The following is a 23,525-nucleotide window of genomic DNA, read 5'->3' on the forward strand; positions in this document are numbered from 1 at the left end:
CCGATATAATCGGCCGGATGGTTACAACCCACGCCCGTCAACATCAGGAGACACATGAAGAAATTCGCCGCCACCCTCTGCGCTCCGCTGCTGCTCGCCGCGTGCGCCTCCCTTCAGGGCAACCCCGATGCGGGCGAGCCGGTGATCGACAGCACCACGCAACGTTCCGTCGACAGCGTCGTGCAATGCATGACCGTGGAAGCCTCGAAGCATGACAGCAGCGTGAAAACCACTGCGCTGCCGCAAGGCGCCATGCTCGACTTCGGCGACTCGAACGTCGTCAAGGTACGCAGCGACAACGGCGCCACGACTTACCGGTTCTACGCCGGCAAGCGGCACATCAAGAACCTCTGGATCGAGAGCGCGAGTAAGACCTGCGCGCCCTGAAAAAGCCGCCGCCGCGCGGGTGTAACGTGTTGTTACCACTATGGCAGCGGCTGTTGCACCCGCGGTCCGATTTTTAAGAATCGTTTAAGACTTCCTGCGCATGATCCGCTGAAACTCGACCGAACAACCCAGGAAGGTGGACCGATGGACAGGCAAGACACGACTTTGACGAGCGCGCCGCAGCCCGCGGCCCCGGCGAAGCGCACGATTTTGCGCCGCCTGCTCAGTCACCACGAAATCGCGACGTTGCTGCTGTTGCTGCACGCGCCTATCGACGCGTCCGCGAAGCCCGAGATTCCCCAGTTGCAGGAAGCCGGCCTTGTCGAGCAGGTGCAGTCCGAAGCCGGCACGCCGCACATCCGGCTCACGCCTGAAGGCAACGCCATTCTGCGCGGCCTGGGCCTTGACCGTCCGCAACGGTAATCAGCCTCGATCCAACCCACCGGGCGATCACGCCTGCCACACCGCGTACCCGGCTTCGCGCAGGCCGATTCCCAGCTCCACTTCCATGTCGCGCGCGCCGTCGTACGGCAATGGATTGAACACTTCATACAGTTCCGGCATCAACCGCAAGCCGTAATCACGCACGAAGCGGTTCGACTGAATGCCGGCCTTGTGGCGGTCAAAACGCAGATCGGGATCGAGCCCGGTCATTCCCACATAAACGCAGGGCTTCGCGAACCGATACTCGGGATTCGCGCGGCGAAAGCGTGCCTCGTTCCAGACGGTGTCGTCGAGTTCGACCACGTAGACGTAGTAACGATGGGCTTTCAGGCGGGGTCTGGCGCGCGCCTTTTCGCTTGCGGACATGGCGGGACGATCAGCAGATCGGCAACCGGGGCCGGCCGAAACCACGCACGTTCTTCACCAACGGCGTCCGGTCACACCTTCGGCGAGGCCGGGGCGGAGGCGGTGGCATGCAGGAGCGCACGGTACTCGGTGGGCGTCACGCCCACCGTGGCCTTGAATTGCCGCGTGAACGCGCTGTGGTCGGTGTAGCCGCACAGCGCGGCGACGTCGGTGACCTTGTCGTGAGAGACGAGCAGCGCCGTGGCCGCATCCAGACGTGTCTTCAGCAAAACCTGGCGCGGCGTCAGATGAAACACCTTGTGGAAGTAGCGCTCCAGTTGCGCGACCGACATATCCGCCATTTCCGCCAGTTGCTTCAGGTTCAGCGGCTGCACGTAGTTTTCCTGGATGTACTGCACGACCGTGGCGAGCTTGCTGTATGCGGGATGGCTGCTCTCGTCGGCTCTCAGGTCGCGCGAGATGCCGGCCAGTCCCACCACGGTGCCCGTCGACGGATCGCGCAGCGGCGTCTTGCAGGTGAGGCACCAGCCTGGCTGCCGGCCCGGATACAGATGCAGTTCCAACTGGTCGACGAGCGTATTGCCGATGCTCACGATGGTCCTGTCCTGCGCGGTATAGACGCGGCCGAAGCGGCGCGGAAACACGTCCTCGGCGGTCTTGCCGAGCAGCGCTTCCTTGTCCTTGTAGCCGCAGCGCGAGGCGAGCGTGCGGTTCACCAGCACGTAGCGCGCTTGCACGTCTTTCACGAAGAACACGACTTCCGGCATGGCGTCGAACACCGGCTCGAGCAACGTGAAATGCGTGAGCATGGCCTCGAGCGTGGCGTCGGCAGAGGCCGACGCATCCGCGGCCCCCGCTGCCCCGGGAACCGCGTTTGGCGTCATGCCGGCTGCCGCTTGCAGCGCCGGATGGATGATGTCGGCCAGCATGGTCATGTCGGAATTCCGCGCGCCCGGAGCGGGTAAGAACGTGCGCTCGATTATAGGGCCCGGCACCGGCGCAAAAAAATCGGGAGGGGCCCGGGCTCAGGAGTCGGCGGCGGCCTCGATCAAGGTGCCGATCTGCGCGGGTTGCAGCGGCGGACGCGGTACAGCCGAGGCCACGCCTGCTCCCGTGCCCCAGCCGAAAAAAGTGCGGGCCGCCGTCGCGCAGATGCGCCCCTGGCAGGCGCCCATGCCGCAGCGCGTCTGGAGCTTGGCGTCGCGCCAGTTCGCGTGTGCGCGCACGGCGCCGATCGTCACGTCCTCGCAGCGACAAAGCAAGGTGTCGTCGGGCGGCACGGCGCGCGCCGCTTCGCCCAGCGCGAAGGCCGCATCCACGTTGGCCGCGAAGCGCCGCCAGCGCGCGCGTTCGGCGAAGCGGGCGCGCGCGGCGGGCGCGGCGTCGACGGCTGCCAGCCCCGCGATCTCGCCTTCCACGCGGGCGAGTTCCCTGCCGCCTACGCCCGTGCATTCGCCGGCCGCGAACACGTGCTCGACAGAAGTTCGCTGCAGATCGTCCACGGCGAGCGCGCGACCGTCGCCGCGGGCCGCCACCGCGCACCCCAGCGATTCACCCAGCAGCCCATTCGGCTCCAGCCCATAGCCACACGCGACGCGATCGCACGCAAGTGTGAGCTCGCGCTCGCCGCGTCGAATCGTGACCTGTTCGACATGCCCCGCTCCGCTCGCCTCGCGCACCACGCTGCCGGTCCAATACTGCAGCCCGGCGAAACCGCGTGTGAGCATGGCCGCCTGCACGAGCTTCGACGGCGTGCGCGTCAACGAAAGCGCAAAACGCGCGACCGCCGACGCGCTCGCCTGCTCGATCACCGCCAGCACGTCGGCCCCTGCATGACGTGCCGTGGCAAGTGCGGCGAGCAGCAATGGCCCGCTTCCGGCGATCACGATGCGCTCGCCGCGCACCGGCACGCCGCCCTTGATCAGCGCCTGCAAGCCGCCCGCGCCGGTGACGCCCGGCAGCGTCCAGCCTGGAAACGGCAGCAGACGTTCCCGCGCGCCGGTCGCGAGAATCAGGCGGCCGTACGAGACGCGCACGCCGCCGTGCTGTTCCGATTCGATCAGCAGTTCGCCGCCCGCAAGCGGCGCGACAACGCGCGACGACTGCCACCACGCAACGTGCCCATCCGGCGCCAGAGTGTCCATCAACGTGCGCAAAGGCTGCTGCGCCGGATGCTGCGGCCCCTGGCGCCAGACCTGGCCGCCCGCGCGCGGATTGTCGTCGATGATCGCCACGCGCGCGCCTTGCCCCGCCGCCGCGCGCGCCGCGCTCAAGCCCGCGGGTCCCGCGCCGACGATCACCACGTCGTAGCGTTCGCTCATTCCGTCCTCATCGTCTCGATCCGCTGCCCCTCGCGGCACAGCGTCTGGCAGGCAAGCCGATGCGCGCGACCGTCGATGGTCACGCGGCACTCCTGGCACACACCCATGCCGCAAAACATCGTGCGCGGCTCCCCGCGAACGGAGACGCGTGCGCCTCGTGTTGCGCCCACGTGGGTCGCATCCGCTGATGCAGTCGCTGATGCAACCGCTAATGCTGCCGCCACCGTGGCACCCTGCGGCACCACGACGGCATGCCCGTCCACCGTCACGCGAATTTCTTGCGCTCGTGTGCCGCTTCGTTGAACGTCACGCATGCCCGGCTCCTTGCGCAAAACGCGCGGGCACGTACGTGTCGGCGGGAATGGGCGGCGGCTCGTCGAGTATCTGCGCGGCAAGCAGGTTCGCCGTGGCGAGCGACGTGGTCACGCCGAGTCCCTCGTGTCCCACGGCAAGCCACACGCCGTGCAGGTCGCCGCCCGCCTGGCCGATCAGCGGCAAGCCATCGGGCGAGGCGGCGCGAAAGCCGGTCCATGCGCGAATCGCGTTCAAGCCCGGCAGCGACGGCAGATAACGCGCCGCGCGCTTGAGCATCTGCGCGAGCACGGGCATCTCGACGGCGGGATCGGTCGTGTCGAACTGGCGCGACGAACCGATCAGCAGTTGGCCTGTCGGCCGCGGCTGCACGTTGAACGCCACGGAGGTCCCCTGCGCGTGATGCGCGCTCTTGATGTAACCGAGTTCGAGCAACTGATGCCGGACCACGCCGGGGTAACGGTCGGTGATGAGCAGATGGCCCTTCTTCGGTTGCAGTGGCAGCCACGGCACGAGGCGTTGCGCGGCAAGGCCATTCGCGACGACCACGTGCGTCGCGCCAAACGCCGCTCCCGTGCGCAACACCACGCGCGACGGCTCCAGCGCGATCACCTCGGCGCCGGTATGCAGGCGGATGTTCGCCGCCCCCGGCGAATGCCGCAGCAGCCATTCGGCCGCCGCGGGCGCATAGACGATGCTGTCGTGCTCGATACGCAGCCCGCCCGCCATGCCCGGCGCGAGCGCCGGCTCGCAGGCATACAGCGCGCTCGCGTCCAGCAATTGCGACGCCACGTTCTGTGCCGCGAACGCCGCCTGCATCGCGCGAGCCGCCTCGAGTTCCTCGTCGTCGCTTGCAACCCAGAGCGTGCCGCAGCGGCAGAACGCATCGCGCTCACGCAACCGCGGTGCGAGTTCGAGCCACAACGCGCGCGAATAACGGGACAGCGCCAGCTCCGCGGGCGAATCGTTCATCACCACGATATGGCCCATGCCCGCCGCAGTCGCCCCGCCGCCCACGCCATTCGCTTCGAGCACGTCGACGCGCAGGCCGCGCGCCGCAAGCGCCGCGGCGCACGCAGCGCCGACAATGCCCGCGCCGATCACGATCACATCGGCTACGCGGTTGGCCGTCATGCCGTGCGAATGCCCCACACGAACGGATCGCGCTCGTCGAAGCGCAGGCGCGATTCCGCCGTCACCCACGCCTCGCCCGTAATGGTCGGCACGACCGTGGGCAGTCCATCGGCGTTCGGCTCGCCCGGCGCCCAGCTCGCTTCGAACACGCTGCCGATAATGCTTTCCTGCCGCCACACGGCGCCCGGCGCGAGCTTGCCGTCCGCGGCAAGGCACGCCACCTTCGCGCTCGTGCCCGTGCCGCACGGCGAGCGGTCGTACGCGTTGCCGGGACACAGCACGAAGCTGCGGCTGTCGATGCCCGCGCGCGCGCCCGGCCCGAACAGTTCGATGTGGTCGATGAACGCGCCGCCCGCGCCGGTGATCTGCTGGGCGTCGAGCGCGTCGCGCATGGCCGACGAAAACGCCGTGAGTTCGGCGATATGCCGCGCTTCGAGCGCGCGCCCGTGGTCCGCCACGAGAAAGAACCAGTTGCCGCCCCAGCCGATGTCGCCCGTGAACCGGCCGTAGCCGGGCACGTCCACGGCAACGTCGCGCCGGTAGCGATACGCCGGCACGTTGCGCACCGACACGCTGCCGTTCTCGTTCAACGTTGCATCCACCACGCCGACCGGCGTTTCGATGCGATGCTGTCCCGGCCCGATGCGGCCCATGTGGGCGAGCGACACGACGAGCCCGATCGTGCCGTGTCCACACATGCCGAGATAGCCCACGTTGTTGAAGAAGATCACGCCGGCCGAGCATTGCGGGTCGTGCGGCTCGCACAGCAGCGCGCCCACCACGACGTCCGAGCCGCGCGGCTCGTTGACGATGCCCGCGCGCCAGTGGTCGAACTGCGTGCGAAAAGTGTCGAGCCGCTCGGCGAGCGGGCCTTGTCCCGAGTGAACCAGCTCGGGACCGCCGGACACGACGAGCCGCGTGGGCTCGCCGCCGGTGTGGGAGTCGATGATGTCGAGCGTTTTCATGCCCTGATGGTAGGAACCCGCTTGCCGCGCGTCTTGGTGGCGTTGCGCGCCCGGCATGACGATTTCTGCACAATGCATCGATCCGGCAAGGGCGCCGGGCCGACTCCCGCGGCCTGTGCGGAAATCGTCATGCGCGATGCGCGAATGACGCAAGACGCCCATCGCGCTGCTGCTTACACTGCAACCCATCGATCACATGAGGAGAGCCGTCGTGGCACATATCTGGCAAGGCGTCATGCCCGCAGTCACTACCAAGTTCAACGCGGATTTCAGCATAGACCGTGCGTGGACGAAGAAGAACATCGAGGCGCAAATCGACGCGGGCGTGGACGGCATCATCGTGTGCGGGTCGCTGGGCGAAGCGTCCACGCTCTCGCTCGACGAGAAGCTGGAGGTGCTCGACATCGCCGTGGACGCCTCGCGTGGCCGCGTGCCGGTGCTGCTCACCATCGCGGAAAACAGCACGCTGGACGGCTGCCGCCAGGCCGAAGCAGGCGCAAAACACGGTGCCGCGGGCTACATGGTGCTGCCGGGCCTGCGCTACCTCTCGGACCGCCGCGAAACGCTCAACCACTTCCGCATGGTGGCGGACGCGAGCCCGCTGCCGCTCATGATCTACAACAACCCGCTCGCCTACGGCGTGGACATGACGCCGGAAATGTTCGCCGAGATCGCGGACGAAGCGAAGATCGTCGCCATCAAGGAATCGTGCGGCGACGTGCGGCGCGTCACGGACCTCATCAACGTGGTGGGCGACCGCTACGCGATTCTGTGCGGCGTCGACAACCTGGCCATGGAGGCGATACTGATGGGCGCGCACGGCTGGGTGGCGGGTCTGGTGTGCGCATTTCCGCACGAGACCGTGGCGATCTACCGGCTGATCCGCGCGGGGCGCCTCGAAGAAGCGCGCACGCTGTACCGCTGGTTCGCGCCGCTGCTTGCGCTCGACGTGTCGGCCAAGCTCGTGCAGAACATCAAGCTCGCGGAAGCCATCGTGGGTCTGGGCACCGAGCCCGTGCGTCCGCCGCGCCTGCCGCTCGCCGGCGCGGAGCGCGAAGCCGTGGAGACGCTGATCCGCCGCGCCATCGAAACGCGTCCGGCGTTGCCGCAGATCTGAAGAAAGCGGCCGGGGGCATCGCGTCGGCGGCACAGGTGCCGCTTCCTCCCCTCGGCCCCCTTCAGGCAGGCTGCGGCTCCCCGCAACAACGCTTGTCATCGAGGCCCGCGGCGGGGCCATCGTTCTGGGGCCGTCGTTCTTGGCCCCGCCGCCTTGCACCCACACCCACACTCCGAAGCCCCCACTTACATCCTGTAAAATCGCGGGTTGGCCTCCGCTCTGCCGCCCTACCCGGGCGTACAGAACGTGCGCCTCGTGCCGACCCCGCGCCTTTTTCGGGCTTCAACCCGCCCGAGCACCGCTACACGCCACGCGCAATGCGTGACCTTTCATTCCAACGATTATCCGGCCATGCAAGCAACCGACCTGGGCGTCGCCACGCCCGCTCCTGCCCGCGCACTCACGGGCGCCGACTACAAGACGCTCGGCCTCGCCGCGCTGGGCGGCGCGCTCGAGTTCTACGACTTCATCATCTTCGTGTTCTTCGCCCCTGCCATCGGGCAACTGTTCTTTCCGCCGTCCATTCCTGACTGGCTGCGCCAGTTGCAGACCTTCGGCATCTTCGCGGCCGGTTATCTCGCGCGGCCGCTGGGCGGCATCGTCATGGCGCACTTCGGCGACCTGCTGGGCCGCAAGCGCATGTTCACGCTCTCCGTGCTGTTGATGTCCCTGCCCACGCTGATGATGGGCCTGCTGCCCACCTACGCGACGATCGGCGTGATGGCACCGGTGCTGCTGCTTCTCTTTCGCGTGCTGCAAGGCGCGGCCGTGGGCGGCGAGGTGCCCGGCGCGTGGGTGTTCGTCTCCGAGCACGTGCCGTCGCGGCACATCGGCTATGCGTGCGGCACGCTCACGTCGGGCCTGACGGCGGGCATCCTGCTGGGCTCGCTCGTCGCGGCCGCGGTGAATCGCCATTTCGCGCCCGCCGAAATCTCGGCCTACGCGTGGCGCCTGCCGTTCCTGCTGGGCGGCGTGTTCGGCCTCCTTTCGGTGTGGCTGCGCCGCTGGCTGCATGAAACGCCGGTGTTCGCGGAGATGAAAGCCCGCCAGACGCTCGCCGCCGAAATCCCGTTGAAGGCCGTGCTGCGCGACCACGGGCGGGCTGTGATCGTCTCGATGCTGCTCACGTGGATGCTGTCGGCGGCCATCGTCGTCGTGATCCTCATGACGCCCACACTGCTCCAGAAGAAGTTTCACGTGGACGCCGCCACCTCGCTGTTCGCCAACAGCGTCGCCACGCTGTGCCTGACGGCGGGCTGCATCGTGAGCGGCGCGATGGCGGGGCGCATCGGCGCGCGCCCAACGCTGATCGTGGGCTGCCTCGCGCTCGCGGCGCTCTACTACGCGATGTTCCGTCAGATCGGCACCGACCTGTCGATGCTCGTGCCGCTCTACGCGGTGACGGGCTTCTTCGTCGGCACGATCGGCGCGGTGCCGTTCGTGATGGTCAAGGCATTCCCGCCCGTGGTGCGCTTCTCGGGCATCTCGTTTTCGTACAACGTCGCCTATGCGGTGTTCGGCGGCCTCACGCCGATCGTGGTGTCGCTGCTGATGAAGTCGGAGCCGATGGCGCCGACGTTCTATGTGGCGGCGCTCTGCGTGGTGGGCGCCGTCACCGCGCTCTTCATCAAGGACGCGCGCGTGGCGCGTTGATCCTCGAGCGCTGAAGTAGCAGGGCCGAGGCGCTCGCATGGCGGGCGCCCGACCTTCATCCACACTTCAGGTCAGCGCGAAACATCGCGCGCGCGGTACCGCCTACGATGGGGCCATGAACACGACACCCCATCTCCCCCACCTCCCCCACCTCCCTGACCCCAGGCCCTCATTTACGCCCACGCTCGCGCGCATTGTCGCGACCGTGAGCGTCGGCTTCGTCGTCACGCAGCTCGACGTGACCATCGTGAACATCGCGCTCGCGCGACTCGGCACCGACCTGCACGCCGACGTGGCGGGCCTGCAATGGGTGGTCGACGCCTACACGCTTGTGTTCGCGGTACTCATGCTCTCGGCCGGCGTGCTCGGCGACCGCTTCGGCGCCCGGCGCATGTATGCCGTTGGCATTGGGATCTTCGCGCTTGCCTCGCTCGCCTGCGGGCTCGCCACCAACGCCGCGACGCTCGTTGCCGCGCGTGCGCTGCAAGGCGCCGGCGCGGCGGCCATGCTGCCGAATTCGCTGGCGCTCCTCAATCACGCGTGCGGCCACGAGCGCACGCTGCGCGCACGCGCCGTGGGTCTGTGGACGGCCGCGGGCTCCATCTCGATTGCGGCGGGCCCGGTGGTGGGCGGCATGCTGATTGCCGCCTTCGACTGGCGCAGCATCTTCCTCGTCAACCTGCCGCTCTGCGCGGCGGGGCTTGTCGCTACGTTCGCGTGGCTGCCCGAGCGCCCGATGGTCCGGCAAACGCCGACATCGGCCGCCAACCCTGCGGGCATCGCGCCGCGCGGACTCGATCTGCGCGGTCAGCTGCTCGCCGTCGTAGCACTGACCGCCTTCACGGGCGCCGTGATCGAGTGGCGGCCGCTGGGCTTCGCGCATCCCGCCGTGGTGGGCGGTTTCGTGCTCGCCGTGGTCGCGGCGCTCGCGTTCGTCCGCGTGGAAGCGCGCGCTGCCACGCCCATGCTGCCGCTCGGGTTCTTCCGCAACCGCACCTTCAGTGCGGCCGTGCTGTTCGGCGTGTGCGTCAACCTCACCTATTACGGCACGGTGTTCGTGCTGGGTCTGTATCTGCAGCGCGTGCGCGGCGACACGGCCTTGCAGGCGGGCCTCGCGTTCCTGCCGCTCACGGGGGGGTTTCTGATGTCGAACGTTGCGAGCGGCTGGGTAGTGGCGCACTACGGCTCGCGTGTACCGATGATCGCAGGCGCGCTGATCGCCGCGCTCGGCTACGGTCTGCTGCATTTCGTGGACGGCGCCACGCCGCTCGCGGCGGTGCTCGTGCCGTTCCTGCTGATTCCGTCGGGGATGGGCCTCGCCGTGCCGGCCATGACCACCGCGGTGCTCGCCTCCGTGGAGCCCGCACGCGCCGGCACCGCCTCGGCGGTGCTCAACACCGCGCGCCAGGCCGGTGGCGCGGCGGGGGTAGCAGCCTTCGGCGCGCTCGCGGGCGGCGCGGAGGCAGCGCACATCGTGAGCGGACTGCACGTGGAGACAGCCGTCTCGGTTGTGCTGCTGATGATTGGCGCCGCGCTCGCCTGCGTCGTGCATCCGCGGCCCGAAGCGAGCCACACCGCGCCGCTTGCCACGAGCGGCGCCACAAGCCGCAGCGAGTTGCGCAACTCCTGACCTGCGCCCCGCATTACCTGCGCCGGCTTCTCAAAGCCGCGCCTCCTGAATCGCGCCGGTCGCGATGGCGCGCTCGATCAGCCCATCGTCCTTCGCCTTGCGGATGGCGTCGGCGATGAGCTGTTCCGGATCTTCCAGTTCCGCCTTCAGCGTGCCGATCACGCCCGACGCGTCGAACACAACAAGCGTCTTCGCCGAATCGGCGAGGCTGATGATCACGCGGTTCGCAGGCTCCTGGCCAATGCTCGCGCAGAGCTGCACGAGCTGGCCGCCCATGGTGTGGTCGAAGTTCTGTATCAAATGCGCCCTCCTTCGGGAAACGGTTCGTTTATCCCGACAGGCCCGAACGCGGCGCACGCGCTCCATCCACGCTGATGCGCCCCGCGCCTGTCACGAACAGCAGCAGAAAGCCTCCCGCAATCGCCACGTTCTTCCAGAAGTGGATCACCATGTCGCGTTGCAGCGCGGCGTCGGTGACGTTCCAGAAGTCATGTCCGAATATCGCGGTGACGATCGTGTAGACCGCCATCACGAGGCCCAGTGCGCGAATCTTCACGCCCAGCACGAGCGCGAGTCCACCGAGCACCTCTACCGCCACAGCAATCGGCGCGCCTACCTGCACGAACGGCACGCCCTTCGCGTGCAGATAGCTGACGAAACCCGCGTACCCCAGCAGCTTCATCGCGCCGCTCCACAAAAACAGAATGGAGAGCGCCACGCGGGCGATGAAAATCACCAGGGAGTCGATGGGTCGCGTCATTGAAGGCTCCTGAAAAAGGGGAAATAGCAGATGACCTCTTGCGGGTCATGTCAGTTCCAGCAGCGTGTGGGGTCAGCATATGTCCGATCGGAAGCCATTTCCAGGATTTCCAGGCAGATGCGGCGCGAGGCGGGCAATCCCTGGCCGGTAGGCGGCAAGAACAGCGCTTCAAGAAACGACGCAGGGAAAACCCACGGGCATCGCACGCACGTCCGCTTGTTATAATCCTTTCACGAATTCGAACGAAACATAACGCATCGTGTGGCCGTGTTCCCGGGCCGGCGCGCATGGTGCGCAAGGATCCCCATGCTCAAGGACGAACGCCTGCGCGTACTCAGCCAGGCGCTGGCGAAACAGAACGTGATGCGGCTGCGCGACGCGGCTGCGCTGCTCGAGGTTTCAGAGATGACGGTGCGGCGCGACGTGGCCGCCAACCCCGAGCGCTTCACGTATCTGGGCGGCTACATCGTGAGCGCCACCGACGTGCCGAACACGCCCGGCTACTCGCTCGACGCCGAGAAAGATCACTTCTCGCAGGCCAAAGCCGAGGCCTCGGCGCACGCGGCGAAGCTCATGGCCAGCAACGAAACCCTGTTCGTGGATTGCGGCACCACGCTCACCACGCTCGCCCGGCTGATTCCCGCGGACCTCCAGGTGACGGTGGTCTGCTACTCGCTCAACATCGCGGAGATTTTGCGGCGCAAGCCGAACGTGCGCATGATCCTGCTGGGCGGCGTGTACGTGCCGTCGTCGGATTCGTTCGCGGGCGACGAAAGCCTCGAGATGCTGCGCCGCATGGGCATCAACAAGGCCTTCATTTCAGCGGGCGGCGTAGACGAGGCGCGCGGCGTGACCTGCTGGAACTTCCATGAAGTCGCCATCAAGCAGGCCGCCATGGCGAGCGCCGTGGAACGCCACCTCGTGGTGGATTCGAGCAAGTTCGGCGTCGTGAAAGCGGTGCGTTTCTCGCAGCTCGGCGAGTTCGACTCCGTGATCACCGAGAAGGGGCAACAGGCCATCAAGCGGTAATGCGCGGTTGCGGCGCAGCCGGGGTACGGCTGGACTCGAAGCGCCGCGCCGCCAGTTGTCCTCTGCTTCAGTTGCCCTGCTTCAGTCGTCCATCCGTTGCCCTCGCTTCAACTCCCCCGCCGCCACGCGAACAGCACGCCGGCCAGCAGAATGAACGCGCCGATAATCACCTTCTGCCAGGTGCTCGGCACGCCCACCAGAATCAGCACGCTGTTGATCAGCGTCACCAGCACCACGCCCAGCAGCGTGCCCATCACGCTGCCCGTGCCACCCGTAATCCTTGCGCCGCCCAGAATCACGGCCGCGATCACGTCGAGTTCCGAACCCACCAGATCGAACGGATTGGCGAGCCGGTTGTTCGACACGTGCAGGATGCCCGCAATGCCGGCCAGCATGCCCGTGTAGCCGAACACGAACAGATGCACCGCGCGCAGGTTGTAGCCGAGGCGCTCGGCAATCGCGAGGCTGCCGCCCATCGCATAGACGGCGCGGCCCATCATCGTGCGGTTGAGCAGCCACCACGTGAGCACGGCCGCCATCACGAGCGCGAGCACCGAGACCGGCAGCACCGCGCGCAGGCCATCCGCCGTGCGATAGAACACGAGCGGAATGCGTCCGAAGTGATCCATGCTGTGCGGAATGTTCATGAAGAACGTGGTGCCCACGAAGGTGAGCAGCAGCCCGCGGTACAAATACTGCGTGCCGATCGTGACGATCAGCGACGGCGCCTTCAACCGATGCACGAGCAGCCCGTTCACGAGCCCGAGCAGCACGCCGCCCACCGCGCCGCACACGAGAATCAGCACGAACGGCGCGTCGGGCCACCAGGCGAACACGGCCTTCGTGATCGAGTACATGGTGAGCGCCGCAATCGCCGTGAACGACACGTCGATGCCGCCCGAGGCCAGCACCACGAGCGTGCCGAGCGCGAAGAGCGAGACCGTGGTGGCCGAGTGCAGCAGGTCGAAGAGCGTGGCGAACTGGAAGAAGCGCGGGTTGATTGCGCCCACCACGCCGCACGTCACGACGATCAGCGCCGCCGTGAACCATTCAGGCTGGCGCGCGAGCACCACGCGCAAGCCGTGCTTCACGGCAGGCTGAGCGTCGTCGGCGGCGGGTGGGGTCAAGGTGTGGTTCATCTGCGAGGGAACACTGGGTGGCATGTCAGGCGGCCTCCGACAACAGCGCGTGATACAGATCCGCTTCCGTCAGCTGGTCGGCACGGTATTCGTTCGCGACGCGCCCCTTCTTCATGAGCAGGATGCGGTCGCAGTTCTGCAACAGCTCGGGCAGGTCGTCGCTGATCAGGATGATGCCGATGCCGCTTTGCGCGAGCCGCTGCATGATGCGGTAGATGATGTCCTTCGAGCCCACGTCCACGCCCACCGTGGGGCCGTGCAGGATCAGCACGCGCGGGTCGATGGCGAGCCACCGGCCAATCAGCACGCGCTGCTGGTTGCCGCCCGAAAGCGACTGCACGGGCTTGTCGATACCAGGCGTCGCGATCTGCAGGTCGTCCACGGTCTGCCGCGCGAGCGCGTCGGCGCGCGCACGGTCAATCTGACCGAAGCGGTCGCGCAGGCTCGAAATCATTGCGGTGATCACGTTGTCGCGAATCGGCTTGTCGAGAAAGAGCCCTTCGTTCAGGCGGTCTTCGGGCACGTAGCCGATGCGGTGCTGCTTCGCGTCCGACGGCGTGCGCACCGTAATGCGCTTGCCGTCCAGCACGATCTGCCCCGACTGCGCCGGTGCCACACCGGCAAGCGCCCGCGCGAGTTCGTTACGGCCCGAGTCGAGCAGACCCGTCACACCGAGAATCTCGCCCGCGCGCAGCGAGAACGAGACGTCGGCGAACTGGCCCGCGCGTGTGAGCGCTTTCACGTCGAGCACTTGATCGCTGCCCACCTCGCCCTCACCGCTTTCCCGATAGCGTTCGCTCGTGAGGTGGCGGCCCGTCATCAGCTCACTCAACTGCGCCTTCGTGTACTGCGTAATCGGCCCTTGCGCCATCTTCTGGCCGTCGCGCAGCACGATCACTTCGCCGCCAATCGCATAGCATTCGTCGAGCTTGTGGCTCACGAACAGCACCGTCACGCCGTGCGCGCGCAACTGGCCGAGCACGCCGATCAGGTTGTCCACTTCCTTCTGCGTGAGCGACGTGGTGGGCTCGTCCATGATGACGAACTTCGCCTCGCTCGCAATCGCGCGCGCAATCGCCACGAGTTGCCGTGTGGCGAGCGGCAGTTGCTCGACGAGCGTCGCCTGAAACGCGGCGTCGCCGGGCAGCCCCACCGCTTCGAGCGCACGCGCCGCCGTGCGCGCGAGCGCGCGGCGGTCGAAGGTGCGGGCGAGCCGGCCGTCGTGATCGGCCAGCTCGGACGTGAGCGCCACGTTCTCCGCCACGCTCATGTTGGGCAGGAGCGAGAGATCCTGATAGACCGTTTCGATGCCCGCCGCGAGCGCCTGCAACGCCGTAAGCCGCGCGTGACGGACGCCCTCGACGATCAGTTCGCCCTCGTCGGGCGGCTGCGCGCCGGAAATGATCTTGATCAGGGTGCTCTTGCCGCAACCGTTCTCGCCGAGCAGGTGATAGATCTCGCCGCGCCGAAAGGCGAGGCTCACACCGCGCAGCGCATGCACGCCGGTGAACCGCTTGTGGATGCCGGTCACCTCGAGAAAGTGCGGAGCAGACGTGGGCGCATTCATGTCAGAACGGGTACTGCTTGTAGTTCGTCTTGTCCACGCTCACCCAGCCCTGGCCGCGCACGATGATGCCCTTGCCCGGTCCCTTCGAGACCGTCACCTTCGTGTAGCCCGGAATGCCGAGGTCCGCACCGTTTTCCACCGTCTTGCCGTCGATCAGCATCTTCGCGACCTTGTTCATGGCGAGCCCGGCGAGCTTCGGGTCCCAGAACGCGATGCCGTTGATGGCGCCGCTTTCGAGGAACTTGCCGGCCTCCGTGGGCAGGCCCGTGCCGTAGACGCAGATCTTGCCCTGCAGGCCCGCTTCTTCGACAGCGCGGCCAATGCCGATCACGTCGAGCGACGACGAACCCTGGAAGCCCTTCAGGTCCGGATGCTTGCGCAGCACTTCCTTCGCGACCTCATAGGCGTGCTCGCCGTCGTTGTTGGTTTCGAGCTTCGGCTCCACGAGATCCATCTTCGGATACTTCGCTTTCGCATTGCCGATGCCGCCATCGGCCCACTGCACCTGCGAGCGGCTGCCGAGCGACCCCACCAGCACGGCCCACTTGCCTTCGTTGTGCATGCACGCCGCGAGCCGCTCGTTGAGCGCCGCGCCATAGGCGGTGTTGTCGAACGCTTCGATGTCCACCATCGTGTTCTTCTCGTTGTCGGCCTCATGCGTGACCACCTTGATGCCGCGGTCCATCGCCTTCTTGAGCGCCGGCTCCAGCGTAGGCGGGTCGTACGGCACCACGGCGATCGCGGTCACTTTCTTCGCGATCAGGTCTTCGATGATCTTGAGCTGCTGCGCCGCATCGGCGCGGCCGGGGCCAGTCTGATAAGCGGTGACGCCGGGGTTCTCTTTCGCGAACTGCTTCACACCGTCGTCCATGCGATTGAACCAGTTGATGCCCGTCACCTTCACGACCGTGACGATGGTCTCGTTCGCGGCGTGGGCCGCGGCGATCATGCCCGTGGCGAGCGCGGCTGCCGTCAGCGCGGCGGCGAGTCGAGTGGGTTTCATGCAATGTCTCCTTTATGGTTGGTTGTGGACTGCGAAGATCGATGGTGTCAGTCGCGTGTCAGTCGGTTCTCACGCCACCGCTGCTGCCGCTATCGGCGCTGCGTCGGCGAGGCGCGACAAAACCGAACATGGACCGCACGCGCGCCTCGCCGGCGAACGCCAGCGAAAGCAGCAGCAGGAAGCCCCAGGCGCAGTCGCCGAAGAATTGCGACACGCCGAGCAGATTGAAGAGGCTCGCGAGAAATTGCAGCACCGTCGCGGCGAAGAACACGCAGACAATGCGTCCATAGCCGCCCGCCGGGTTCACGCCGCCCATCACCGCAATCAGGATGGCGATGAGCAGATACGAGTTGCCGTAGTCCCACTTCGCGCTCAGGGTGTGCGTCACGCTGATGAGCCCCGCGAGCGATGCGAGCACACCGCACATCGTGTAGGTGGCAATCAGCATGCGGTCGCGTGGAATGCCCGCATAGAAGGCAGCCTTCGGATTCGTGCCCATCAGGTAGAGCCTGAGTCCGAACGGCGAGCGCTTCGCGATCCAGCCCAGCAGGAGCACGGCCGCGATGAAGATGCAGAACGAAATGGGCACCTGCCAGACCGTGCCGTTGCCGATGTCCGAGAGCGGTTCGACATAGTCCACGTGCACCGAGGCGCCGTTGCTCAGCACCACCGCGATACCCGTGAACAGGAGTTGCGTGCCGAGCGTGCAGAGAATCGGTGTGAGCCGCAGCCGCGCAATCACGATGCCGTTCAGCAAGCCGCCCACGAACCCCATTGCAATCACGATGACGCAGAAGAGCGCCGTGTAGAGACCCGGCTGGTCGTCGCCGCTCACGAACCTGGGCACCACGAGCGCCGCGATCATGCCCGAGAGGTTGGCGAGCCCCACGCCCGAAAGGTCGATGCCGCCGTTGCCCGAGATCATGGAAAGCATGATGCCGAGCGCGAGCAGGCCGAGTTCGGGCAACTGGCCGCCCATGGACTGCAGATTGTCGAGGCTCACGAACTGCCCGTGCGAGAGGAACGTCGCCACCAGCACGACGAGCACGTTCACGGTGAGCAGGAAATTCAGCTGCCGGTCTTTGAGCAACGCTCCCGGCGAAAACGAACGCTTCATCGCAACCACCACTCCTTTGACGATGACACCGCGCGTGAGGCGCAGCGCGGTTCAATGCACGTGCGAAGCCTCGCCCGTTTGCGCAAGCACGCGATTCACTTCGTCGAGCGTCGGCATGGAAGGCGCCGTGCCCGGACGTGTCACCGAAATGCCCGCAAGCGCGCAGCCAAAACGCACCGCCGACAGCGCATCTTCGCCGCGCGCGAGCGCCGCCGCGAAGCCGCCCGTGAAGCCGTCGCCGGCACCGGCCGTTTCCACCACGCGTCCGCACTGAAACGCCGGGAGCAGCACCGACCGCGTGGCCGAGTGCAAGAGCGCGCCCTTCTCGCCCAGCGTGATGATCGCGGTGCCGACGCCTTTGGCGAGCAGCGCGTCGGCGGCACGCCGCGCATCGTCGACGCTCTCGACGGCCATGCCCGTGAGCGTGGCTGCCTCGGTCTCGTTCGGCGTGATGTAGTCGCACAGCGCGTAGAGGTCGTCGTCGAACGGCATGGCGGGCGCGGGATTGAACACGGTCGTCACGCCATGCCGGCGCGCCAGTTCGAGCCCGCGACGCGCAGCCGCCACCGGTTGTTCGAGTTGCGTGACGAACACGCGCGCGGCGGCGATATCGGCTTCGATGGCGTCCACGTCCGCGGCGCAGAGCTGATCGGCCGCGCCGGCCGCGACGATGATCGCGTTCTGGCCCGTCGCGTCGTCCACGAAAATGTGGGCTGCACCCGTCGATACGCCGTCCGCCACCGCGGGCACGCGCGCCGTGATGCCTTCGGCGGTCCACGTCGAACGTGCAATGGCACCGAAGGCGTCGTTGCCGATGCGCGTGCAGAACACCACGTCCGCGCCCGCGCGCGCCGCGGCCACCGCCTGATTCGAACCCTTGCCGCCCGGCCCCATCTTGAACGCCGTGCCCGCAATGGTTTCGCCGAGCAGCGGCATGCGGCTCGCACGGAACGTGAGGTCCGTCACGTAGATGCCGAGAATCACCACGCGGGCGGCGCCTGGTCCGGCTGGTCCACCCGGGCCGCGCGGCTGCGTTGCCGGCGCATTCATGACCGGTTCCCCGCGCTGGCCTGCGACGGGGCATCCGGCGCGAGCAGCACGCCCTTCTTGAATACGAAGCAGCCGTAGCCGCGCTGCTCGCCCGTGGCAATCACGCAGTAGGCCTTGCGGGCGCGCTCGTAGAAGGCAAAGCGTTCGATGGAAGCGAACGGCACGTCGCGCCCTTCGGCTGCGTTCACTTCGGCCTGCGCCTCGCGCTGAACGGCCGGAATGGTGTTCGGCTCGCCGACCACTTCCATGCGCAGTGCAGGATCGTCGACGAACGTGTCGAGCGGCAGCACCGAGAGCACGGCGCGAATGGCGCGCGCCGAGTCCACGCCGTCGAGCCGCAGCAGCTTGCCGAGTACCGTGGCGCGCGCGACCGAATCGGCGGGAAAGTTCGCATCGCAGATCACCACTTCGTCACCGTGGCCCATCGACGCAAGCGCATGCAGCACGTCGGCACTCAAAAGCGGGTCGAGATTCTTCAGCACGTTTTGTCTCCTACTCTTTGTTCGGTTTTTCGGTTTGTTCGGTTTATTCAGTCTGCCTGGCAATCAGACGGCGCATCGGGCACGCGAGGCCCAACCGTGAAACCTGCGCCGCACTCAGTCTCCATAAGGAATCCAGACGTTCTTCACCTGCACCGCCTCGTGCAGGAACGGCAGGCCTTCGCTCGCGCGGTCGAACCAGTCGAAGACGCGCCCGTGGTCCACGAACGTGCGCTTCAGGTTGCCCGCCGACTCGCGCTCCACGAGCGCCGCATGCGCCGCACTGCCGAAGCACCAAACCGCGTCCACGTCGTCGTGACGCACGAGCGCGGGCAGCAACGCGCTGCGCTCGCCCGTCACGATATTCAGCACACCGGCCGGCACATCCGACGTTTCCACCACCTGATAGAAGTCCGTCGCGACGAGCGGCGCCCTTTCGCCCGGCAGCAGCACGACGCGATTGCCCATCGCAAGCGCAGGCCCAGCGAGCGACACGAGCGCGAGCAGCGGCGTTTCGTCCGGGCACGCTACGCCGATTACACCGAGCGGCTCGTGCATCGCCAGCGCCACGCCGCGCATTGGCGGCGTGTGCACGGCACCGTCGAACTTGTCGGCCCACGCAGCATAGGTGAAAAGCCGCGTGACTGCCGCGTCCACTTCGGCCTGTGCCGCGTCGGCTGACGCACCGTTGCGCTGCACGAGCTGATGCGCGAACTCCTCCCCGCGTACGGCCAGGTTTTCCGCGAGGTAGTAGAGCACCTGGGCGCGGTTGTGCGCCGTCGCGTTCGACCAGCCTTGCGCCGCGCGCGCCGCGGCCACGGCGTTGCGGATGTCCTTGCGGTTGCCCGCGCCCACCTCGCCTACCACGCGGCCGTCCGGCGCATGCACTGGCAACGAATAGCCGCTGTCGGGCCGCACCTGCTTGCCGCCGATGAAGAGCTTCGGCGTGCGGTCGATCACGGCGGTCGTCGTGGAAGCCGGGTGCTCGCTGTCTTCGTCTGCGTCGTCTTCTACCGCCACGGCATGCGCGAGAACGGCCTGCTGCTGTGCCGGCCGTTTCGCAAGCGTGAGCCATGCGCGCGGCTGGAGGTATTCGTAAATGCCCTCGCGTCCACCCTCGCGGCCGAAGCCCGACTCGCGATAGCCGCCGAAGCCGACGGCCGCGTCGAAGAGGTTCGTCGCGTTCACCCAGACCACACCGCAAGCAAGCTTCGGCGCGACGTCGAGCGCGCGGCCAATGGTCTCGCTCCATACGCTTGCGGCGAGGCCATAGCGCGTGTTGTTCGCGAGCGCCACCGCTTCGTCGGGCGTGCGAAAGCTCATGGTCACCAGCACCGGGCCGAAGATTTCCTCCTGTGCGAGCACCGACGCACTGCCCACGCCCGTGACGAGCGTAGGGGGGTAATAGCAGCCTTCGCCCGGCATCTCCACGTGCGGCGGCTGCCAGATATCGCAACCCTCGGCGCGGCCGCGTTCCACGAGCGCGCGAATGCGTTGCAGCTGCACGTCGTCCACGATCGCGCCAATGTCGATGCTCTTCTCCAGCGACGGCCCCACACGAAGCGTCGCCATGCGGCGCTTGAGCTTCTCGACGAAACGCGCTTCGATGCCTTCCTGCACGAGCAGGCGCGAGCCCGCGCAGCACACCTGGCCCTGGTTGAACCAGATGGCGTCCACCACGCCTTCCACGGCGCCGTCGAGGTCCGCGTCGTCGAACACGATGAACGGCGACTTGCCGCCCAACTCCAGCGTGAGCGCCTTGCCCGAGCCCGCCGTGGCCACGCGAATCTGCCGGCCCACTTCGGTGGACCCCGTGAACGCGATCTTGTCTACGCCGCGATGTTCGACGAGCGCCGCGCCCGTGCGTCCGTCGCCTGTTACGACGTTGAGCACACCCGCGGGCAAGCCGGCACGCTGCGCCAGTTCCGCGAACAGCAGCGCCGTGAGCGGCGTGTATTCGGCGGGCTTGAGCACGACGCAGTTGCCCATGGCAAGCGCCGGCGCAATCTTCCAGGCCAGCATCAGCAGCGGAAAATTCCACGGCACGATCTGACCGATCACACCGAGCGGCGCCCACTCGGCGAACTCCGTTTCCTGAAGCTGCGCCCAACCCGCGTGATGCAGGAAGTGACGCGCGACGAGCGGCACGTCGATGTCGCGCGTCTCGCGAATGGGCTTGCCGTTGTCGAGCGATTCGAGCACGGCGAAGAGCCGGCTGTGCCGCTGCACCATGCGTGCGAGTGCGTAGAGATGTCGCGCGCGGCCCGTGCCGCCCAGCGCCTGCCATGCGGGCTGCGCGGCACGTGCGCTGGCCACGGCGGCGTCGATGTCGGCCGCGCTGCCCTGCGCGACGTGCGCAAGCAATTCGCCGGTGGCGGGTGCGTGAGTGGCGAAGCGCTCGCCTTCGACCGGCGCGCGCCACGCGCCGCCGATGAAATGGCCGAACCCGGCCTCGTGCTGCGCGAGCCAGGCGCGCACAGGACCGTCGTCCTCAGGGGCGGGGCCGTAGGCCATCGATGAAAAATACTCCGCTACGCTCGTGGTCATGGTGGGTGATTCAGGCAGGCGTGGTCGTCGTGTTGGTTAGGCGCTCATGCGAGCGGATGACGATGGAAGGCCGAATAACGGCCGCTCACGTGGTGTTCGAGCTGCCGTTCGATGTCGGCAAGCAGGCTCGATGCGCCAATGCGAAAGAGCGCCGGTTCGAGCCATTCGCGGCCCAGTTCCTCTTTCATCAGGATCTGATACGAGAGCACGGACTTCGCGCTCGACACCCCGCCTGCCGGCTTGAAGCCGATTGCGAAGCCCGTGCGCTCCAGATACTCGCGGATCATGCGCACCATCACGAGCGACACGTCGAGCGTGGCATTCACGCCTTCCTTGCCGGTGGAGGTCTTGATGAAATCGGCGCCCGCCATCATGCAGACCATCGACGCACGCGCCACGTTGGACAGCGTGCGGATGTCGCCGGTGGCGAGAATGGCCTTCAGATGCGCGCGGCCGCAGGCGGCGCGAAAGTCGCGCACTTCGTCGTAGAGCGCGCGCCAGTTGCCCGTGAGCACGTGTTCGCGCGTGACGACAATGTCGATTTCCGCAGCGCCATCCGCCACGGACGCTTCGATTTCCTTGAGCTTCAATTCATGCGGCGTGAGCCCTGCGGGAAAGCCCGTGGACACGGCCGCGACCGGAATGCCGCTGCCCTCGAGTGCGTCGACAGCCGCTGCGACGAAGCGGTGATAGACACACACGGCGCCTGTCGTGATGCCGGCGGACGCCATGCCAAGCGCTTCCAGAATGTCGTCGCGCACGGGATGGCGCGCCTTCGCGCAAAGCCTGCGCACGCGGCCTTCGGTGTCGTCGCCGTTGAGCGTGGTGAGGTCGATGCACGTGATGGCCTTGAGCAGCCACGCGGCCTGGGCGTCTTTCTTGACGGTGCGGCGCGTGGCGAGCGTTGAGGTACGGCGTTCCACCGCCGACGCATTCACCCGCAGGCTGTCGAACCAGCCGGCGTCGAACGGCACGCCGGGATTGCATTCGCCATGTGCGGCAGAACCGCGATGCAACGCGATGACGGACAGCGGCAAAGAGGGACTTTCGGACATCGTCACGACCTGATCTTGTGCAATGCAAAACAGAAATTGACGGTTTGCTCGCATGCATCCTACATCGACTGATAGGATCGTAACAAGTCGTCGTTACGATTATTTCTTTCCGCTTTCCCTCACTTTCCGCCCCGCATGCCCTCGGTGTTTTCACCAGGCGTGGACGCGCACGTCGTGAAAGTGGCGTGAAGGTTTCCCCCCGCGAGAATCGGCCCCATTCATCCATTTCAACGCAGTGAATGAGGAGACGATCGTGAGGAAGAAGCATCTCGCATTGGCGGTACCGGCGACGGTCGCGTTCGCGGCAGGCAGCGCATACGCGCAATCGAGCGTCCAGCTCTATGGGCTCATGGACTTGAGCGTGCCGACCTACCAGTCGCATGCCGACGCGAACGGCAATCACGTCATCGGCATGGGCATTGGCGGCGAGCCGTGGTTCAGCGGCAGCCGCTTCGGGATGCGCGGCGCGGAAGACATTGGCGGCGGCACGCAGGTGATCTTCCGGCTTGAAGCGGAATACCGCGTGGCGGACGGGCAGATGGAAGACCCGGGTCAGCTGTTCGACCGCGACGCATGGGTAGGTCTGCAGAACGATACGTTCGGCAAGATCACGGCGGGCTTCCAGAACACGATTGCGCGCGACGCATCGGCCATCTATGGCGACGCGTACGGTTCGTCGAAACTTTCACTGGAAGAAGGCGGCTGGACCAACTCGAACAACTTCAAGCAGATGATCTTCTACGCGGCCGGGCCCACAGGCACGCGTTATTCGAACGGCCTCGCGTGGAAGAAGCTCTTCAACAACGGCATCTTCGCGTCGGCGGGCTACGCGTTCGGCAACCAGACGAGCTTCGGTCTCAATTCGGTGTATCAGGGCGCGCTGGGTTACAACGGCGATGCTTTTGCCGTGTCCACGTTCTATAGCCACGTGAACAAGCAGGGCTTCGCGAACCAGAGCTTCTCGGTGGGCGGCAACTACACGTTCGGCATTCTGCGGGCCAACGCCGGCTACTTCCGCTACTGGGGCGATCAAGGCTCGCTCGGCCAGCGTCAGGACAACGCATGGACCGTGTCGTTCAAGCTTTCGCCGAAGGGCCCGCTCGACTACGAACTCGGCTACCAGCAGATGCGCGTGCACAACGCGGCATACAACTCGGACGGCGACATTCCGAACGCGAACCTCGGCACGTTCGATCCCGCCTCGGGGCTGCACAACGGCTTCAAGGAGACGCTGTACGGTTCGGTGTTCTATCACTTCTCGAAGCGCACGGAAGTGTACCTGGCCGGCGACTACATGCGCCTGCATGGCGGCTATACGGTGGGCAGCACGTTCGGCTCGAACAACCAGGTCGAGGTGACGGGCGGCATTCGTACGCGCTTCTAAATACGCGCTTGCTGGCACGCGCAGAAGAACAGCTCATCCTCCACGCGTAGTGGATTTGCGACCCGC

At 66.7% G+C, this 23,525-nt stretch carries 23 protein-coding genes; 7 read left to right on the forward strand and 16 right to left on the reverse strand.

What is annotated here, in order from left to right; translation table 11 throughout:
* The first annotated feature begins 54 nt into the window (after positions 1–54).
* Positions 55–387, forward strand: coding sequence for a hypothetical protein (locus PKKP23_RS24530; protein ID WP_017775441.1), 333 nt, complete (start codon positions 55–57; stop codon positions 385–387).
* 144 nt (positions 388–531) lie between these two features.
* Positions 532–810, forward strand: coding sequence for a hypothetical protein (locus PKKP23_RS24535; RefSeq protein WP_017775440.1), 279 nt, complete (start codon positions 532–534; stop codon positions 808–810).
* A gap of 27 nt (positions 811–837) precedes the next feature.
* On the opposite strand, the gene PKKP23_RS24540 is transcribed toward PKKP23_RS24535, so the two are convergent.
* From PKKP23_RS24540 to PKKP23_RS24565, 6 genes are all read right to left on the reverse strand, one after another.
* A complete protein-coding gene (locus tag PKKP23_RS24540) occupies positions 838–1,197 on the reverse strand; it encodes a hypothetical protein (protein ID WP_126878794.1) in 360 nt (119 codons plus the stop codon).
* 71 nt (positions 1,198–1,268) lie between these two features.
* Complete coding sequence (locus PKKP23_RS24545) at positions 1,269–2,081, reverse strand: AraC family transcriptional regulator (RefSeq protein ID WP_240659131.1); 813 nt, start codon at positions 2,079–2,081, stop codon at positions 1,269–1,271.
* Between the two features lie 141 nt (positions 2,082–2,222).
* Entirely contained in the window at positions 2,223–3,518 is a 1,296-nt protein-coding gene (locus tag PKKP23_RS24550; RefSeq protein WP_126878795.1) for an FAD-dependent oxidoreductase, read from the reverse strand.
* A complete protein-coding gene (locus PKKP23_RS24555) occupies positions 3,515–3,832 on the reverse strand; it encodes a 2Fe-2S iron-sulfur cluster-binding protein (protein WP_126878796.1) in 318 nt (105 codons plus the stop codon). The genes PKKP23_RS24550 and PKKP23_RS24555 overlap by 4 nt, the downstream gene beginning before the upstream one ends.
* Entirely contained in the window at positions 3,825–4,964 is a 1,140-nt protein-coding gene (locus tag PKKP23_RS24560; RefSeq protein WP_126878797.1) for an NAD(P)/FAD-dependent oxidoreductase, read from the reverse strand. Before PKKP23_RS24560 ends, PKKP23_RS24555 begins: the two co-directional genes overlap by 8 nt.
* Complete coding sequence (locus tag PKKP23_RS24565) at positions 4,961–5,929, reverse strand: 4-hydroxyproline epimerase (RefSeq protein ID WP_126878798.1); 969 nt, start codon at positions 5,927–5,929, stop codon at positions 4,961–4,963. The genes PKKP23_RS24560 and PKKP23_RS24565 overlap by 4 nt, the downstream gene beginning before the upstream one ends.
* Positions 5,930–6,140: 211 nt before the next feature.
* Here PKKP23_RS24565 and PKKP23_RS24570 point away from each other — a divergent pair, with 211 nt between their 5' ends.
* From PKKP23_RS24570 to PKKP23_RS24580, 3 genes are all read left to right on the forward strand, one after another.
* On the forward strand, positions 6,141–7,046 hold the full coding sequence (locus tag PKKP23_RS24570) for a dihydrodipicolinate synthase family protein (RefSeq protein WP_126878799.1): 906 nt from the start codon (positions 6,141–6,143) through the stop codon (positions 7,044–7,046).
* Between the two features lie 351 nt (positions 7,047–7,397).
* Positions 7,398–8,699, forward strand: a complete 1,302-nt coding sequence (locus PKKP23_RS24575; RefSeq protein ID WP_126878800.1) for an MFS transporter — start codon at positions 7,398–7,400, stop codon at positions 8,697–8,699.
* A gap of 115 nt (positions 8,700–8,814) precedes the next feature.
* Entirely contained in the window at positions 8,815–10,329 is a 1,515-nt protein-coding gene (locus PKKP23_RS24580; protein WP_126878801.1) for an MFS transporter, read from the forward strand.
* A gap of 30 nt (positions 10,330–10,359) precedes the next feature.
* On the opposite strand, the gene PKKP23_RS24585 is transcribed toward PKKP23_RS24580, so the two are convergent.
* Positions 10,360–10,629 (reverse strand): hypothetical protein, encoded by a 270-nt coding sequence (locus tag PKKP23_RS24585; RefSeq protein WP_017775430.1) that lies wholly within the window; start codon positions 10,627–10,629, stop codon positions 10,360–10,362.
* A gap of 28 nt (positions 10,630–10,657) precedes the next feature.
* Positions 10,658–11,089 (reverse strand): DoxX family protein, encoded by a 432-nt coding sequence (locus PKKP23_RS24590; protein ID WP_017775429.1) that lies wholly within the window; start codon positions 11,087–11,089, stop codon positions 10,658–10,660.
* 306 nt (positions 11,090–11,395) lie between these two features.
* Here PKKP23_RS24590 and PKKP23_RS24595 point away from each other — a divergent pair, with 306 nt between their 5' ends.
* Positions 11,396–12,118, forward strand: a complete 723-nt coding sequence (locus PKKP23_RS24595) for a DeoR/GlpR family DNA-binding transcription regulator (RefSeq protein WP_017775428.1) — start codon at positions 11,396–11,398, stop codon at positions 12,116–12,118.
* Between the two features lie 107 nt (positions 12,119–12,225).
* Here the strand turns inward: PKKP23_RS24595 and PKKP23_RS24600 are convergent, their stop codons facing one another.
* The 8 genes from PKKP23_RS24600 to deoC form a co-directional block, all read right to left on the reverse strand.
* Complete coding sequence (locus PKKP23_RS24600) at positions 12,226–13,257, reverse strand: ABC transporter permease (protein WP_017775427.1); 1,032 nt, start codon at positions 13,255–13,257, stop codon at positions 12,226–12,228.
* 25 nt (positions 13,258–13,282) lie between these two features.
* Positions 13,283–14,824, reverse strand: coding sequence for a sugar ABC transporter ATP-binding protein (locus PKKP23_RS24605; RefSeq protein ID WP_126878802.1), 1,542 nt, complete (start codon positions 14,822–14,824; stop codon positions 13,283–13,285).
* Between the two features lies 1 nt (position 14,825).
* Positions 14,826–15,827 carry an autoinducer 2 ABC transporter substrate-binding protein gene (locus tag PKKP23_RS24610; RefSeq protein WP_017775425.1) on the reverse strand — a complete coding sequence of 334 codons (1,002 nt, stop codon included), beginning with the start codon at positions 15,825–15,827 and terminating at the stop codon, positions 14,826–14,828.
* A gap of 58 nt (positions 15,828–15,885) precedes the next feature.
* A complete protein-coding gene (locus tag PKKP23_RS24615; protein WP_126878803.1) occupies positions 15,886–16,944 on the reverse strand; it encodes an ABC transporter permease in 1,059 nt (352 codons plus the stop codon).
* A gap of 51 nt (positions 16,945–16,995) precedes the next feature.
* Positions 16,996–17,994: a ribokinase gene (gene rbsK, locus PKKP23_RS24620; RefSeq protein WP_126878804.1), complete on the reverse strand. Its 999-nt coding sequence runs from the start codon at positions 17,992–17,994 to the stop codon at positions 16,996–16,998.
* On the reverse strand, positions 17,991–18,476 hold the full coding sequence (locus PKKP23_RS24625; RefSeq protein ID WP_126878805.1) for an RbsD/FucU family protein: 486 nt from the start codon (positions 18,474–18,476) through the stop codon (positions 17,991–17,993). Before PKKP23_RS24625 ends, rbsK begins: the two co-directional genes overlap by 4 nt.
* A 114-nt stretch (positions 18,477–18,590) precedes the next feature.
* Complete coding sequence (locus tag PKKP23_RS24630) at positions 18,591–21,020, reverse strand: aldehyde dehydrogenase family protein (protein WP_126878806.1); 2,430 nt, start codon at positions 21,018–21,020, stop codon at positions 18,591–18,593.
* A gap of 44 nt (positions 21,021–21,064) precedes the next feature.
* Positions 21,065–22,075: a deoxyribose-phosphate aldolase gene (deoC, locus tag PKKP23_RS24635; protein WP_126878807.1), complete on the reverse strand. Its 1,011-nt coding sequence runs from the start codon at positions 22,073–22,075 to the stop codon at positions 21,065–21,067.
* Between the two features lie 220 nt (positions 22,076–22,295).
* Here deoC and PKKP23_RS24640 point away from each other — a divergent pair, with 220 nt between their 5' ends.
* The gene (locus PKKP23_RS24640; RefSeq protein WP_176049070.1) at positions 22,296–23,459 is read left to right on the forward strand and encodes a porin; all 1,164 of its coding nucleotides are present in this window, start codon (positions 22,296–22,298) and stop codon (positions 23,457–23,459) included.
* The last annotated feature ends 66 nt before the right edge of the window (positions 23,460–23,525 follow it).

Source organism: Paraburkholderia kururiensis JCM 10599 = LMG 19447 (assembly GCF_003986935.1).
In the GTDB taxonomy this organism is placed as follows: domain Bacteria; phylum Pseudomonadota; class Gammaproteobacteria; order Burkholderiales; family Burkholderiaceae; genus Paraburkholderia; species Paraburkholderia kururiensis.